Source organism: Bacillus sp. MN7755 (assembly GCF_054771475.1).
Genome location: NZ_BTRL01000016.1, coordinates 55818 through 71592 on the forward strand (window position 1 = coordinate 55818; position 15775 = coordinate 71592).

A 15775-nucleotide genomic window follows, 5' to 3' on the forward strand; every position below is an offset into this window, starting at 1 on the left:
AATATTTACAGAACATATGAATAGGATAACAACTACCTGCTTTTGGCAAGTAGCAATTTATCTAATAAAAAGATCACCTGTTTCCAAGACAATGAAGTGACCCCTAAAAGTTAAACACGGTTATTTCATTAGGCTGCTTGATCCAAATGAGTCCGGTATTGCACCGGGCTCATTTTTAATTTTGCCTTTATCCGTTTCGTATTATAATAATCTATATATTTTTCTAATTCTATTTTAAAATGATCTACACTTTCAAATTCTTTTATGTAGAGGAATTCTGACTTCATGATCCCGAAGAAATTCTCCATTACTGCGTTGTCATAACAGTTTCCTTTTCGAGACATACTTTGCACAACACCCCTTAATTCTAGTGTCCGGACATATTGTTTCATTTGATAATGCCAGCCTTGATCGGAGTGCATCAATAGTTGGTGATTTTCTGGTAAACGTTCTAATGCTATCTCTAACATTTCTGAAACAAGCGAATACGTCGGTCTAGGGCCAATTGTATAGGTAATAATCTCACCATTATACAAGTCTAATACAGGTGATACATACAGTTTCTCTCCAAACAATTTAAACTCTGTGATGTCTGTTACCCATTTTTGATTCGGTACATCTGCATGAAAATTGCGCGCTAAAATATTGGGTGCAATTTTTCCAACTTTCCCCTTATAAGACTTATATTTTTTTATACGCACAACACACTTTAATCCAAGCTCTTTCATAATGCGCTGAACCTTCTTGTGATTCACTTTTTGACCACGATTCGTTAACTCATCACGAATACGACGGTAACCATAACGGCCTTCATTTTCCCCATAAATCGCTTTAATTTCGGCTTTCAAATCGGCATCTAAATCCGGGCGATTCATTTTCTTTATTAAATCATAATACGTGCTTCGTGGAATGTTAGCTAGCTCTACAAGTGCCTTCACCGAATATTTATGCCTTAATTCATAGACTACTTGTGCTTTGTCCTGTTTCGTGATTTTTCCTTGTTTTGAACTAAGGCATTCAACTTTTTTAAGTACTCATTTTCCATTTCAAGCTGTTGAATACGTGCTTCAAGTGCTTCGACTGACCCTTCAACTGGTGCTTGTTTCGATTGTTTATTTGAATCTTTTTTCATGGATGGACGCCCCTTTTTCTTAGATTGAAGGGCATCAATTCCTCGTGTTTCGAGCTGTTTTTTCCAAACAGAAATCGTTGAAGGGGCAGGAATGTTGAAGATAGCTGCCGTCTCAAATAAGGACATACCGTTTTCAATCATAAAGTTTAGTACGTCTAGTTGAAATTATTATTGATGAATCAGCGAAAAATAAAGGGCTAGCATTAAATGATAAAATTGTAGATCCTATATCCAAAAAGGCATTTAAAGTAGTTGGATTTACAGAAAATGAAATGTTTAGTCATGCACCAGTTGCCTATATGGGGTCACCATATCAAAAAAAGAAAATTGTACGTTTGGACATAATTTAGACACAAAACATCCGGTTCCTTGTACGCTAAGGGACCGGATGTTTATTTTAATGTTATATATAGCGTACAATTTCTCGCTTATTTAGATACTGTAGAACATAAAAAAATATCAACTTGTACTACAGTATCTGTTGTAGCATTAGAGTTTCCTGTAGTTACTTTTAATGAAATACGATTACCTGCTTGAAATGTCATAGAAATAATATTATTGATATTGGAAGTTAGGATACCAGTTAATGCAACGGTAAGAGGTGTAGCTATACCATTTTCAAATATAGATCCAAGTACGAATGTTGAAAAAGTTACAAGTCTTTCATATCGTCTTTTGAGATACTTTAAAATAACAAACAGCTCGATATGTTACTTGTGACATATCGAGCTGTTTCGTTTAACTTACAAAGGTGTAAGGTAGATGTAATGTTAATCGATAGCAGATTATGTCGAAAAAGCGCAGAATAGGAAAAGTAAAAACAAGCCTAGGAGGACAACTATGAACAAACCAGTTGTAGACGTAAAAAACGTCCAAAAAGTGTACGGTAAAAAAGGTGAGAACCAATCACATGCATTAAAAGGAGTGTCATTTTCGATTCAAGAGGGAGAGTTCGTTGGAATTATGGGACCATCTGGTTCAGGGAAAACGACATTGTTAAATGTAATTTCAACGTTAGATAAAGCGACAGGCGGCGTTGTTGAAATTGCGGGTACGGATATTACGAAAATGAAACAAGGTGAACTTTCTGATTTCCGTTCACAAAAGTTAGGATTCATTTTCCAAGACTTTAATTTACTAGAGAACTTATCTATTCATGAAAACATTGCACTGCCACTTTCGCTTCAAGGTGTTCCATCTCGTAACATTGGCCCGAAAGTAGAGAAAGTAGCGGATATGTTAGGAATCTCAGCGATACTTCAAAAGTATCCATCTGAAGTATCTGGTGGACAAAAACAACGTTCAGCAGCAGCACGCGCACTTGTGCATGAACCAGCAATTATTTTAGGGGACGAGCCGACAGGAGCCCTTGATTCTAAAAACGCAGCAAGTCTTTTAGATGCGATGACAAACTTAAATGAAGAACAAGGTGTATCAATTATGATGGTTACTCACGATCCGTATAGTGCAAGTTACTGTCAGCGTATGTTATTCATTCAAGACGGAGAGTTATATAAAGAAATTCATCGCACTGGTACGCGTGAAGCGTTCTATAAAGAGATTTTAGATGTACTTGCAGACTTAGGTACACAAAAGGCATAAAAAAGGAGGTTCAAGCATGTTATTTAAGCTTTCTATGTCAGGATTAAAAAGTAAGCTGAAGGACTATATCGTCTTACTTGTTGGTCTTGTCATGTCCATTTCAATTTTTTATATGTTCCAAACATTAGCGTTAAACGAAGCCTTCCTTAAGGAAAATTCTACTATTGGCCAAATTGGATTTGTATTCCAAGCAGGTTCATTTTTACTAGCTATTATAACATTCTTCTATATTTTGTATGCGAACTCTTTCTTACTATCTCTTCGTCAAAAAGAGTTTGGTATGTATATGATGTTAGGAGCAAAAAAGCATAAAGTTACATTACTTATGTTTATTGAAACAATCGTATTAGGTGCTGTGTCTCTTGCGATTGGTATTATAGTTGGTGTAGGATTTGCAGAGGGTATCGGACAGTTATTAATGAAGCAATTAGAATTTGCTGGTGAAGGCTATAAAGCATTTTATTTACCATCAATGACTGTTACTTGCATCTTCTTCTTTGTACTATTTGTGTTATCAGCAATTATGAATAGTATCAAATTATCACGTATTACAGTTCTACAACTTGTACATGCAGATTCAAACACAGATCGTGTTTCTGTAAAAGGTGAGAAGACTGTTATCTTTGCAATATTGGGGATTATTTTATTAGCAATTGGCTATGCTTCTATGATTTATATGGATAAGTTAAGGGAAGCTGGGATTTTTATTGCGTTATTTACTGTAACGTCCGGAACTTACATGACATTTGGAACGTTCCTACCTCTTATTATTAAAAAGCTGAAAAGGAATAAAAACCGTACTGAAAAAGGACTGAATGCTTTTACATTTGCGCAGTTAAACTTCCGTATTAACAGCTTAACAAAAGTACTAGCAACAGTAGCGATGTTAGTTGCGCTTGGAGCGGGAGCAATTTCAGCTGGTATGGCGTTTAAAAATAATGTTATCAAAATGACTGATCGTTTTGAAATATATGATTCAGTGGTTCATAACCCAACAGCAGAAGAAAAGAAAATCTTAAATGGTATTACATTTAAAGAGAAAAGCGAATACCGCTATAAGACAGATGATAAATACGTTTATTATGTAAAAGAAGATTTAGAGAAAAATCGTCCTTTCGTAAAAGATATGGAAAAGTTTAAAGCAGGAATAAAAGATCCTGCTAAGGTGAAAAAAAGAGTTTCTGGAGAACTACCAGTAGGTGCTATTTCAAGTTTCAGCCAAGAAAAGTCTGGCAATGTAATTCCAGCAGAATGGAAGGATGCTTTCAGAACGCTGGAGCCATCTTATGTGCATCCTGATCGAACAATTAAAATTGTCGATCAAAAAATGTATGATGGCTTAAAAGGTACAGAGGGTACTGTATTCATTGGAAAAACAGATGATTTCTTAACATACTCAAAAGAATGGAAAAAACTTGACGAGTTGCAGTTAAATAAATATAAAAATGTGCATAGTTCTGAAATAAGTAAATACGCGATGTATACTGAAATGTACGGTTTTTCAAGTGGAACAGTATTTATGGGCTTCTTCTTAGGGATTGCTTTCTTAGCAATGATGGCAAGCTGTTTAATGTTTAAAATTCTATCTGGTGCATCAAGCGATATTACGCGTTATAAAATGCTTCGTAAAATCGGTGTACGCCGTGAATTATTAACAAAATCAATTTATAAAGAATTATTCTTAGTATTCTTATTCCCAGCGATTGTCGGGATTGCACACGTACTAGTTGGTATGAAGATTTTCTCGCTCTTCCTACTCAATCCGTACTTCCGTGTTTGGTTACCAATCTTAATTTTCGTAGTCATTTACGCGATTTACTATTTCATTACAGTTCAATTGTATAAAGGTATTGTTCTTCCGAAAGAAGATTAAGAATTAGAAAAGTAAATATAAAGTAACTCCAAAATATACAATAAAAGTTGATTTTGGAGTTACTTTTTTGCTTACTTCACTTTTTTCGGCACTCTGCATCTAGACGGTAAATCCGTTGACCACGGCAAGACTTTATCAATTTCCTCTTTATTGTCTAAAGCGATGTTGGGAAGCGCTTCAAAAAAATAACGAAGATAAACTCGGTTCTGTTGCAAAGTTTGAAAAAATTATAAACAGGTTAATAGTATAGCTACAATTGTTTTTTAGGAGGAATAACTATGTATAAAATTTTAATCGTTGAAGACGATCCAAATATCTCATCTTTACTGCAGTCTAACATTCAAAAATACGGTTATAAAGCTGTTGTTACTGATAACTTTGATGATATTATGGATTCTTTTAATAGCTTGAAACCTCACTTAGTGCTTCTAGATGTAAACTTGCCGAAGTTCGATGGTTTCTACTGGTGTCGTCAAATTCGTCATGAATCTAATTGCCCGATTATTTTCATTTCTGCACGCGCTGGTGAGATGGAACAAATTATGGCAATTGAAAGTGGTGCGGATGATTATATTACAAAGCCATTCCACTACGATGTTGTTATGGCGAAGCTTAAAGGTCAATTACGCCGAATGTATGGAGCTTATGCACCACACATATCGGAGCGTATTGTAGAAGTAGAAGGTTTAAAACTATACCCAGAACGATCAGAGATTCACTTCGGAAGTGAATCTCTGGTCGTTCTTACAAAGAAAGAAGCAATCCTAGCTGAAATGTTATTATCAAAACACCCACGTACAGCAAAACGTGAGGATTTATTAGCTGCACTTTGGGATGATGAAAGATTCGTTGATGAAAATACCCTTAACGTAAACATTACACGCCTTCGTAAGAAATTCCATGAACTTGGTATTGAAAATGCAATTGAAACATTACGCGGAGTAGGGTATCGTTTTAACGCAACTTGGAGTGAATAAAAATGAAATTATTTTTTCGTGATCATTTTGCATTTTTCCTATTATATGCACTAAACTTCGGTATCATTTTCATTCTCTACGATGGAGTAGATGGATTCCAAAACAACAAATTCTACTTTATTGTATTAAGTTTATATTTGTTTATTTGCTTCCTTGCCTATCGCTATGTTCGCAATCGCAGAATGTATCATAGATTAAGTGAGCCACCAGAAAAAATGGAAGATGCGTTTATTGAGAGAGCAACTGCACCAATGCCGCACGGCGTAAATGAGCTTGTTCGTACGCAATATCGCTTGTTCCAAAAAGAACTGCAAGGATATGAAGTAAAACAACAAGAACATCAATTATTTATGAATCACTGGGTACATCAAATGAAAACACCTGTTTCTGTTATGCAACTGATGGTACTAGAAATGGATGATGAACATCTTATTCCTAAGTTTAAGAAAGAGCTAGAAAGATTAAACCAAGGACTTGATATGGCGTTATATATGGCAAGGTTTAATAACTTCCACGAAGACTTCCATGTAGAAACAATTTCATTGAAGGATGCCGTAACAAAAAATATTAATGGTCTAAAAGAACTCTTTATTCGTAATGGGGTTTTCCCCGTTTTAGAAGTCCATTCTGATCTGAAAGTTGCTTCTGATGCAAAATGGCTGAAATTCATCATTTATCAATTAATGACCAATGCTGTTCGTTATTCTGGGGGCCGCGGAAAGAAAGTTTTCCTGTCTGCTTATCAAAATGGAAAAGATATTATTTTAGAAGTTCGTGATGAAGGTGTTGGTATCCCGCTGGAAGATATTCGAAGAGTATTCGAACCATTTTATACTGGAAAAAATGGTCGTGCATTTGGAGAGTCAACTGGTATGGGACTTTATATTGTAAGTAAAATCTGCTCTTATTTAGGACATTCTGTAAAATTAGATTCCGAGGTTGGTAAAGGAACAAGTATCAAAATTATCTTTCATAACGCTGTAAATCATCAAGCAGACGAGTCAGAGAAGGTGACCCAAGAATGAGCATACACGATTTCAGGGAAATGTATGAGAACTCACTCTCATACATTTTTTGCAACATCACTCAAACGTTAGCTTCTATTTGGAGGTATACAGCATGACATTTTGGCAGTTCGCATATAAAAACGTCACAAGAAATTCAAGAGCTTATTTCGCCTATTTTTTAAGCAGTGCTTTTTCCATTGCCGTTTTCTTTTCATTTGCGGTGTATGTATTCCATCCTCAATTACAAGAACTTGGTACAAGTGATAGGATTTCAGGGTTAATAATATTTTCAGAAGTAGTTATCGTGTTCTTCTCATTCTTTTTCTTACTTTACTCCATCGGTACCTTCTTAAAGGTTCGAAAAAAACAATTTGGAGTCTTAACCGTTTTAGGAATATCGAGAAAGCAATTAAAACGGCTTGTCTTCATGGAAAATATGTTAATCGGAATTTTATCTATCTTTTTTGGAATTCAATTTGGACTTGTGTTTTCGCAGCTTTTCTTATTAGTAACAGCAAAAATTACGCATGCTCCAGGATTGTATCTATATTGGCCAACAAAGGCTATTATTTTAACAACAACAATCTTTCTCGGTCTCTTTATCTTTGTATCTGCATTCACTCCTATGTTAATCCGTACGCGAAAAGCTGTACGTCTTTTAAAAGAAGGGAATATAAAACAAAAAGAACGAAAGCCATCTATTCTCATTTCTCTGTTCGGTTCTATCTGTTTATTATCAGGTTATGTACTAGCTGGGAACCCAAAATACTTTGTATCACTGGGTACAACAATAGGGAATATATACGTTGTTTCTAGTATTTTCATTATTCCGGCACTCATTGCGATTGGAACTTATCTTTTCTTTTCTCAAATTAGTTTCCTGCTCATTCGCATCCTGAAAAAACGAAGAAAATTTTATATGAAGCGAATTAACATGTTGTGGATTTCCGATTTAGCAAGCCGTGTTCGTACAAATATTAATATGCTATTTATTGTAGCAATGCTATCTACTCTTGCATTTACAATGATTACATTTATATATGGAGTTGGGAAGTTTATGAAGTTTGATGTAGCAAACAATACACCATTTCCGTTCACCTATCTTTCCTACGATGCTAATCCACTTGCTTCGCAGCATATGGACTGGTTAGAAAAACGGCTTAGTGAAGAACAATTTTCGTATAAAGAATTCAAAACAGACTTATATGCAGTTTCATTACAAAAAGATGAAGTCACTCCCTATGACCAAGACGCATATGTGTTAAAAGAAAGTGACTATAACAAACTGACGACTGCCTTACATCGTAAGCAATTTTTTGTACAAAAGAATGAAACTTATATATTACCTGGATATGGCTATAAAGACATATTGAGTCCAATACAAGAATTTAAACGAAAAAACGTCACAATTTCTCAAAATTCCTTTACATTACATGTAAAGGGTTATGAAACTTTTAGTGTAATACCAGCACAGTTACTGATTTTATCTGATGATACAGTAGATGCTTTATCGAATAGCATGAAACATCTAACGATGTATAACTTTCAAGTAAAAGATTGGGAAAAAACACATGTAATTGCTGCAGAATTTATTGATAAATTAGTTAAAGATCGAAAAAGTATCACGTCTGAAGAACCTTTATATATGATTGAGCAAGCAAGTAATACGCTATACCAAATTCAATTAAGTGCCGCTTCATTCTTCTTAATTGGCACGTTCCTTGGCGTCATTTTCTTCATCGGAGCTGGAAGCGTTCTTTACTTCCGAATGTATACGGATTTAACAAATGAACAAGAAAAATATATTACCATTACAAAAATTGGTTTAACGGAATCTGAAATGAAGCGCTCTGCTACCATTCAGCTCGCCATCTTATTTTTTGTTCCATATATTATGGCTTCCATTCATACAATATTTGCTACAAAAATGTTACAAGAAATCATAAATCTGTCGTTATTTACTGAAGTTACAGTTGTCCTTATGATTTTTGGAACGATTGAGATCATCTTTTTCTTGTTAATCCGTTCCCTATATATGCAAAAATTATCACAGCATATTAAGCTTTAAAAAATAGAAGGGTGAGTTTTATGGAAGAAGTCTTGCACATAAAAAATGTCTCAAAAGTGTATGAGGGGAAAGTCCCTCATACTGCTTTAAAAAATATTAATTTACATGTAGGTAAAGGTGAGTTTGTCGCAATTATGGGGCCTTCAGGGAGTGGTAAATCTACTTTCTTAAATGTAATTTCAACAATCGATTCTCCTACTGCTGGAGAGGTTTTTATTAATGGAAAACAACCTCACACATTCCACCGTGAAAAGTTAGCTGTTTTCCGTCGCCAAGAACTAGGGTTTGTCTTTCAAAACTTTAACTTACTAGATACATTAACAATTGGGGAAAATATCGTGTTGCCATTAACACTAGATAATGTTCCTCTAAAAGAAATGGATGAAAAGCTTGATAACATTTCCAAGAAACTTGGAATTGATCACATTTTAAACAAAAGAATTTTTGAAGTTTCTGGTGGACAAGCACAACGCACTGCGGTAGCTCGCGCTGTTATTCATAACCCTTCTCTATTACTTGCTGATGAACCTACAGGAAATCTAGATTCCAAAGCAGCTATCGATGTAATGGAGTTATTTACAAAATTGAATAAAGAAGAAAAAGCGACCATTTTAATGGTGACACACGATCCATTTGCTGCTAGCTATTGCAACCGCGTGATTTTTATTAAAGATGGTGAACTTTATAATGAATTGCACCGCGGACTATATCGAGAAAAGTTCTATCAAGAAATACTTGATGTATTAGCATTATTAGGAGGAAGACGTGGATGACATTTTGGCAGTTTACATTTAAAAATGTCTCTCGTAATTCAAAAGCGAGTGTTTTTGTAATTTAAACGAAACGGCTCAATATGTTACAAGTAACATATTGAGCCGTTAAAGTATTTAACTGTAATAATTGACTTGTAATAGGTGTCATGTAATACAACAGATACATCCGGAAATTGCTTGCGACATTCCCGAACAATTGATAGCAAATGTCATACATCGCTGAACCAACAAACAGATAGACAGCTCTCCGCTTTCTCCGCTTTGCGCTCTCATTTAAAAGACATGGATTCACAGTCATTTCAGAAGAGGATTTTGAAAATAAAAAAGGATTTGACCTATAAGGCCGAATCCTTTTTTATTTTCATTATTTAACTGTTAATTTTTCTTTCACTTTCGCAGGAAGCTCGTCCTTCTTCACTTCTTCCCAAGATGATACACCTTTTTCATCAGAGTAGTAGACACGTAGGAAGGCATCTTTACGAAGTTTTTTTGGGGCATCGAATTCTAATTCTTTTTCTTTACCGTCTTTATCAAATCCAGTTAACTTATACGTATACTTAAAGTCTTTATCAGTTGTTTCAATTCCATCCTTTGTAATTTGAACATAATATTTATCTTTACCCATACGATTAAGATTACAACCTGCTAATAGGCTTGCAAATACGACTAAAATACTAAAAAGTGCGATATATCTTTTCAATTCCTTCACCTCATGTATTTTTGTTATATTGTTATCTTAAGCCTTTCTTCACAAAGAAGAAATTCAAAAACATTACACTTTTGTAAGATAGTAAAAAAATCGTATGTACAATCATTCCAATATGATTATTTCTTCATATTCCTTCATAAATTTATAAAAGGTGTTTTTCTTTAGTTCTAACATTTCCATAAATATAACAGCAGTGATTTCTCTACTTTTCCATTTTGAATGAGTTTCTTCTATTATAAGTTTAGGAGAGTTGGTTGAAGAATCGCAGTCTATTTTCCGAGAAGAGCTTATGAACAGAAAAAAAGAATATGCGGAAGAACTTCACAAAAAGAAATCTTTCATTTGCAGGGTCTTTTCTAAAAAGAAACCATTAGAAGAAATTAAGGTAAATGCTGCATATTTAATTGGGGGCTTTGATCACGATAAAAATGAACCTTTTCTTTATGTATTTGGAAATGTTAATAATTATAAATTAAAGGACTTGAAAGCTCCACATTTTGTCCCTTTAGGTGAGTGTATGGATGAAATAAGAAACCGATTAGAAGAAAGATTACATGTTAAAATTTCATTAGGTATGTGTATGAAAGAATTTGGAGAAGAAATAAAATTTGCTGCTAGTAAGAAACAATCCGTTAATGAAAATGTATACCATTGTACAATCACTAAAAAAGGGATTACTTTCAGGGAAACTCCACCTAAGCCCGCAATATAGAGGGTTATGAGCAAACTTCTTTCTAAAGTAGTGTATGACTATTAAAGGGAGTGGAAGATAAGTGGATAGTGAATTTTTAATTAAGATACCTGGTAAGGGGCTTTCGTTGGAGGAGATAGCATCTTCATACTTAGAATTGATAGAAGATGATTTTAATATAACAATTGAAGAAATGGCTGATTATCTTAGTTGTAGTTATGACTATGTACAAAGGAACATAGCGCCATGCATCTATCATGTATATATTAACTCTGTAGCAAATAAGGCTTTATTTACATATTGTGAGGATAGTAAATATGTGGAGCTGTTCACGAAACGTAAATTATTTTCGCGAAGTGAGTTTCAACAATTCTTGTTGAAAGAGTCAGTTTTTCTTGTTGATCGGCAACGGTATTATTTGGACGAGTTAAGCATCGCATCCAGGGAGAAATTGATGGGATTAGCTAAAAAACAAGAACAAAAAACTACTACTACAAAGATGTTTGAAACTATAGCGCTACAGCAGACAAGTCTTCTATACTCGAAAACAGATTTAATGAATAAAGTTGTTGAAGAGTTTCCGGTTAGCGAATTACCTATGGGATTATATAGTCTCAAAGACTTATTAGATGGTATAGATGATCTAAATTTAAAGTTTCGATATAAAGTATCGGTGTATCGATACCTGGAGAAACAAGGGATTCCAAAGGTGAAGATACAATCATTAATACGATATAGAAGAGAAAATTTAGAAACTACTGCTGTGTATTCGCTGCCTTTAATAGTAGATAAAAAAGAAATACTAGCAAGTATTGAAAAAATGCTAGGGACGGATGTGTAATTCACTGAGTTCTTAATATATGAGAAATGTATATTCAATGAAAGATAAAAAGTACGTGAGAAGAAATGAAAAAGAATAATTTATAAAAAGGACTCTTGTGTGCATTAGGAGTTCTTTTTATAAATCTTTTTATATATTACTGATAGAGGTAACATATAATATAATCTATTACTTTCCATTCTGACAAAATACAGCAAAGACCGTGCGAGCTTCGTCGATGAATTCAAAAAGGTATTAGCCCTTTGGTATGGAATTCTCCTTATAGGAGGTGGCGTAGCGCTATGTCAGAAGTAGAGGTAGTATATACCAGCAGTGAGGTCTATAGTCGTTTAGGGGTAAGTGGCAGCACACTTAGAAAGTATTCGGATGTTCTTGAACGTGAAGGATATAATGTGAGAAAGAATAGTAGAGGGAGAAGAGAATATACAGAGTTTGATGTTGTACTTATTGAACAGCTAGTAGAGTTGAGTAAGCAAGATGGTATGACTTTAGAAAAAGCTGCGAAAATGATTGCAGAGCAGTTTGGAATCGCTAATAAGAAAGAGGCATCCCAGGATATAGATCCAGTTCCTTATCAAATGCAATATCAATTCCAACAACAATATAGCGCTATGATAGAAGAAATTAATAAGGTGCAGCAAGCAAACTTATTAGAGATGGAAAAGAGAATCGGTGATCGTATAAATCAAAAGAACAAATTAATTGAAGAGGATATAAAAGAAAGAAATAAATTAATAATAGAAGATATGAAAGATCGGAAGGAACGTGAAGAAAGGATAGAAAAGAGGTTGGAGCTAAGGGATGATAATCTTATGAAGATGGTCAGGGAGATTCAAGAAGCAAAACGTACTATTATATCAGCCCAGGAAGAAATAGCGGCAGCAAAAAGGAAATCCTGGTGGAAGTTTTGGAAATAGTAATGTATATTTCTATGAAATTTGGATAAGCTAATAATAGCTAACAGATAAAGTGTTTAGTAGTTAATAGATAAAATAGGGGGCTTACATTTATGGCAATCAACGCACAAACAGTAGAGCAATACTATCAATCTAATTTGCAGGAAGCGCTTAAAAAGGTATCTGATATTCTTAATAAGGATAAAAAACAACCTAATTTTAACGGTATTATAGGAGGAAAGGGTAAAATTTATGGTGTTGATCCAAAAGAACATGATACACCTGAAAGTTATGTTAAAGCTTGGATGAAGGGACATGAAAGAGAATATACTAAAGATAAAAATAAAAATAGAGAATTCACTAAGTATGATAGATCCTCGTACAAAATCCAAGCGCTGTTAGAGGAAGAGTTTGTAAAAGAATTTATTGAGTATTATTTAATGAGAATATATTTTAACAACAAATAAAAAAGTAAGAATAAGTGCAAAAGTAGAGATTTCTACTTTTGCACTTATTTTGTATAATTTCACATACCATAGTAGTATTTAATTGAAATATAATCTTAAAAAGATGATAAAAACTAGAATTCGAAAAAATTCCAATGTGAATTCTATTTAGGAGGTCTATTAGCCCATATATACGTTTTTTAACTGATTGTATTGGATGGAGTTGTAAATACCGTTAAAAACAAAAATAAAGAGCCGTTTTTCAGAAGAGGGCCTAAAAATATCATTAAATAACAATATATAGTAAATATAATTATAATTTAATATTTATATATTAGGGTTTTTAATTTATCCAATTGACATGCACATCTTTGGGTGCTACGTTTTAAACTGGCGAAAGATTTACGAGGTTTATTACTTAGGGGGCAAAGATTCCTTCTTCTTCTAGGCGATATACAACTAGATAATCTAATGCTATGAACCGTACTTAGAGAGGAAGAGAAGAAACATGTTAAAAAAAGTAACAACTATTGTGGGTGCGGTGTTAGGAGCTAGCTTTTTACTAACAGAGTCTAGTAGTGAAAATAAAGAAAATACAGCAAAGTCAACTGATGGTGAATTTATGAACGTAATGAAAAACGTGTTTGAGGGTTTGTATACGTTGGAGGAAGGAAATAAGCCAATACCAGCAGTAGTAAAATCATATGATGTGAGTGAAGATAAAAAAACATACACATTCCATAGCTATAGCACTATATAGTTATGGAATATAGCAACTGCTTTCCTTTAAGCTGATAAGTATCCGGTAAAAACGTGTCTTGTTATGTAGTGAAGTGGTGGTGAAGTACATATATATATGACCGTTACGAATAAACTCAATTTCCTCACCTCCTCCAATTGAATAAGCTTCACATAATAATTTTTGATATCTATGAATGGTCTTTTTTTCTTTATTAAGATTCATATAGATCCGCCAGGGGTTAGATACATTAGATTAGAAAGGCATAAGAATTAAGCAAATAACCATGATAACGCCAACGATAGCGGCGAATAGTGCCAGGATACTAAGAACTATATAACATAAGAAGCAAGTGCCAATTAAGATTGCTATTAAAAGCTCAACCACGAGAGCTAATGTTCCAATTGTATGTAGAGAAATTGCATTTAAAAGCACTAAACCTATAATACTGAGGCTTCGCATGGTTATTGATCCTGTGTACTTGTGTATATGTACACAAGTACACAGGATTTATTACAAAAAAATATATCCTCTAGCTCTACTACATTGATATAAAGGGGGTAGCACTATATATGTTTTATGTAGGTATAAAATGTGTAAATGTGTAAAAGACCACATTTACACATTTACACATTTACACATTTTATTTTTATTTCTTTTGTTGTTTCTTAGCTTCTTTAAGAGCAGCTTTACGTTTAATATTTTCATGTTGGGCATGGAATAATCTTAGTTGTTCAGGTGATAATTTTTCCATATATAAGTTATGCATTTCACCTAGTAGTTCATAAGCATATTGGTATTCTGAAATCTCAAGTAAAGCATCAAATTCGTGTTTAGTTTCCAAAGGCATTCGAATAGTACCACGTTTATCACCATTCACTAGTGTTGCTTTTCCAGGTAAGCTAGGATCATATGGTGTAGAGGGAGTGATATCAGCTTTATAGCCAACATCAATTTTCCCTCCTGTATTTTTAGCACCAGAGTTCTCTCTGCCCTCCTTTTTGTTAAAAAAACCCATATTATTACTCATTGCTCAATTCCTCCATTTTTTCAATTCGTTCTAAAAATTCATCTGCAAATGGTTCGAAAACTTCATTAAATAACTTCTTGTCCCAATATTGATCTTTATTTAAACCGATACGTGGAATGCTTTGGATTCTTTTAGCGTAAGGTATTAAATTTCTAAATAAATTATTTTCTCCAAAAATGTCTTTTGCATCTTGTAGTACTGTAGCATCGATTTTACCGGCACTATGTAATTGATTTGGTAAAATACCAATTACATCAAGTGGAGCATTAAATTCTTCTACTAATTTTCTTAGGAATCGACTGATATAATCATTAGCACCATCTAAACTATCACTTTGTGTTTGGAATGCTACGAGTACATAGTCACTTGCCATTGCAGAGCTTTTTGTATAATAAGATGCTGTAGGTGGACTGTCAATGATAACAAAGTCATAATTTTGTTTTAAAGGTTCTAATAGGTGTCTAAAGTAATTAATCTTACTTGCTTCTACTTGATGATAGTTAGGATCAGAAGGCTCAGTATGACCAAATCTTGAAGTTAGTAACGTTTCAAAGTTTTCGAAGTCACTATGTGATGGCAGTAAATCTAAATTCTCTAGTATTTTTAACTGCATTCCTTCTAAACTACCATCTTGTACAGCTCTCATTAATGTTTTGTCGAAAGCGAAGTATTCATCATTAATTCTTTTTCTTGTTAAGATCATTGTTTTTGTTGTATTGGCCTGCGGGTCCATATCAACTGTTAGAACTTTATATCCTTTTAAAGCCAAATGATAAGATAAGTGTCTTACAATAGTAGATTTACCAACGCCACCTTTACTGTTTGCTACAGTAATAGTTAACGGTCTTTTTAATTTCATATGTATCCCTCCAAAAAAACTTTTCGTCTTTTTACACATGTCCACATTTACACGAGTTCACATGTGTAAAAAATTCTTAATGCAATTATACTACTCTATCGATAAATCATCAATATACATTTACACATTTAC

At 33.7% G+C, this 15775-nt stretch carries 14 protein-coding genes and 4 pseudogenes; 11 read left to right on the forward strand and 7 right to left on the reverse strand.

Annotation, left to right across the window (positions count from 1 at the left end):
* Nucleotides 1-128: 128 nt before the first annotated feature.
* Nucleotides 129-1297, reverse strand: a pseudogene (locus tag ACYVEC_RS19120) (IS3 family transposase); the annotation flags it as partial.
* A gap of 263 nt (nt 1298-1560) precedes the next feature.
* A pseudogene (locus ACYVEC_RS19125) lies at nt 1561-1761 on the reverse strand (hypothetical protein); the annotation flags it as partial.
* A gap of 211 nt (nt 1762-1972) precedes the next feature.
* Between ACYVEC_RS19125 and ACYVEC_RS19130 the strand changes: the two are divergent.
* From ACYVEC_RS19130 to ACYVEC_RS19155, 6 genes are all read left to right on the forward strand, one after another.
* Nucleotides 1973-2734, forward strand: a complete 762-nt coding sequence (locus ACYVEC_RS19130; protein WP_460507858.1) for an ABC transporter ATP-binding protein — start codon at nt 1973-1975, stop codon at nt 2732-2734.
* 16 nt (nt 2735-2750) lie between these two features.
* Nucleotides 2751-4607 (forward strand): FtsX-like permease family protein, encoded by a 1857-nt coding sequence (locus tag ACYVEC_RS19135; protein WP_460507861.1) that lies wholly within the window; start codon nt 2751-2753, stop codon nt 4605-4607.
* A gap of 278 nt (nt 4608-4885) precedes the next feature.
* On the forward strand, nt 4886-5584 hold the full coding sequence (locus ACYVEC_RS19140; protein WP_460507865.1) for a response regulator transcription factor: 699 nt from the start codon (nt 4886-4888) through the stop codon (nt 5582-5584).
* A gap of 2 nt (nt 5585-5586) precedes the next feature.
* Complete coding sequence (locus ACYVEC_RS19145; protein ID WP_460507868.1) at nt 5587-6609, forward strand: sensor histidine kinase; 1023 nt, start codon at nt 5587-5589, stop codon at nt 6607-6609.
* Nucleotides 6610-6703: 94 nt separating this feature from the next.
* Nucleotides 6704-8659: an FtsX-like permease family protein gene (locus ACYVEC_RS19150; protein ID WP_460507871.1), complete on the forward strand. Its 1956-nt coding sequence runs from the start codon at nt 6704-6706 to the stop codon at nt 8657-8659.
* A gap of 20 nt (nt 8660-8679) precedes the next feature.
* The gene (locus tag ACYVEC_RS19155; RefSeq protein ID WP_460507874.1) at nt 8680-9432 is read left to right on the forward strand and encodes an ABC transporter ATP-binding protein; all 753 of its coding nucleotides are present in this window, start codon (nt 8680-8682) and stop codon (nt 9430-9432) included.
* 364 nt (nt 9433-9796) lie between these two features.
* Here the strand turns inward: ACYVEC_RS19155 and ACYVEC_RS19160 are convergent, their stop codons facing one another.
* Nucleotides 9797-10132, reverse strand: coding sequence for a YxeA family protein (locus ACYVEC_RS19160; RefSeq protein WP_460507877.1), 336 nt, complete (start codon nt 10130-10132; stop codon nt 9797-9799).
* Between the two features lie 111 nt (nt 10133-10243).
* A pseudogene (locus ACYVEC_RS19165) lies at nt 10244-10378 on the reverse strand (recombinase family protein); the annotation flags it as partial.
* Nucleotides 10379-10430: 52 nt separating this feature from the next.
* Between ACYVEC_RS19165 and ACYVEC_RS19170 the strand changes: the two are divergent.
* The 5 genes and pseudogenes from ACYVEC_RS19170 to ACYVEC_RS19190 all read left to right on the forward strand — a co-directional run.
* Nucleotides 10431-10853 (forward strand): hypothetical protein, encoded by a 423-nt coding sequence (locus ACYVEC_RS19170; protein ID WP_460507880.1) that lies wholly within the window; start codon nt 10431-10433, stop codon nt 10851-10853.
* 106 nt (nt 10854-10959) lie between these two features.
* Nucleotides 10960-11673: a hypothetical protein gene (locus tag ACYVEC_RS19175; RefSeq protein ID WP_460507883.1), complete on the forward strand. Its 714-nt coding sequence runs from the start codon at nt 10960-10962 to the stop codon at nt 11671-11673.
* A gap of 281 nt (nt 11674-11954) precedes the next feature.
* Nucleotides 11955-12590, forward strand: a complete 636-nt coding sequence (locus ACYVEC_RS19180; protein ID WP_460507886.1) for a DUF3967 domain-containing protein — start codon at nt 11955-11957, stop codon at nt 12588-12590.
* A gap of 92 nt (nt 12591-12682) precedes the next feature.
* Nucleotides 12683-13036 carry a topoisomerase gene (locus ACYVEC_RS19185; protein WP_460507889.1) on the forward strand — a complete coding sequence of 118 codons (354 nt, stop codon included), beginning with the start codon at nt 12683-12685 and terminating at the stop codon, nt 13034-13036.
* A 487-nt stretch (nt 13037-13523) separates the two neighbouring features.
* Nucleotides 13524-13757, forward strand: a pseudogene (locus tag ACYVEC_RS19190) (peptide ABC transporter substrate-binding protein); the annotation flags it as partial.
* 252 nt (nt 13758-14009) lie between these two features.
* On the opposite strand, the gene ACYVEC_RS19195 reads toward ACYVEC_RS19190, so the two are convergent.
* The 3 genes from ACYVEC_RS19195 to ACYVEC_RS19205 all read right to left on the reverse strand — a co-directional run bounded on the left by ACYVEC_RS19195 (nt 14010) and on the right by ACYVEC_RS19205 (nt 15643).
* Entirely contained in the window at nt 14010-14216 is a 207-nt protein-coding gene (locus tag ACYVEC_RS19195; protein WP_460507892.1) for a hypothetical protein, read from the reverse strand.
* A gap of 187 nt (nt 14217-14403) precedes the next feature.
* Nucleotides 14404-14784, reverse strand: a complete 381-nt coding sequence (locus ACYVEC_RS19200) for a hypothetical protein (RefSeq protein ID WP_460507897.1) — start codon at nt 14782-14784, stop codon at nt 14404-14406.
* Nucleotides 14777-15643 (reverse strand): ParA family protein, encoded by an 867-nt coding sequence (locus ACYVEC_RS19205; RefSeq protein WP_460507900.1) that lies wholly within the window; start codon nt 15641-15643, stop codon nt 14777-14779. Before ACYVEC_RS19205 ends, ACYVEC_RS19200 begins: the two co-directional genes overlap by 8 nt.
* Nucleotides 15644-15775: the final 132 nt, after the last annotated feature.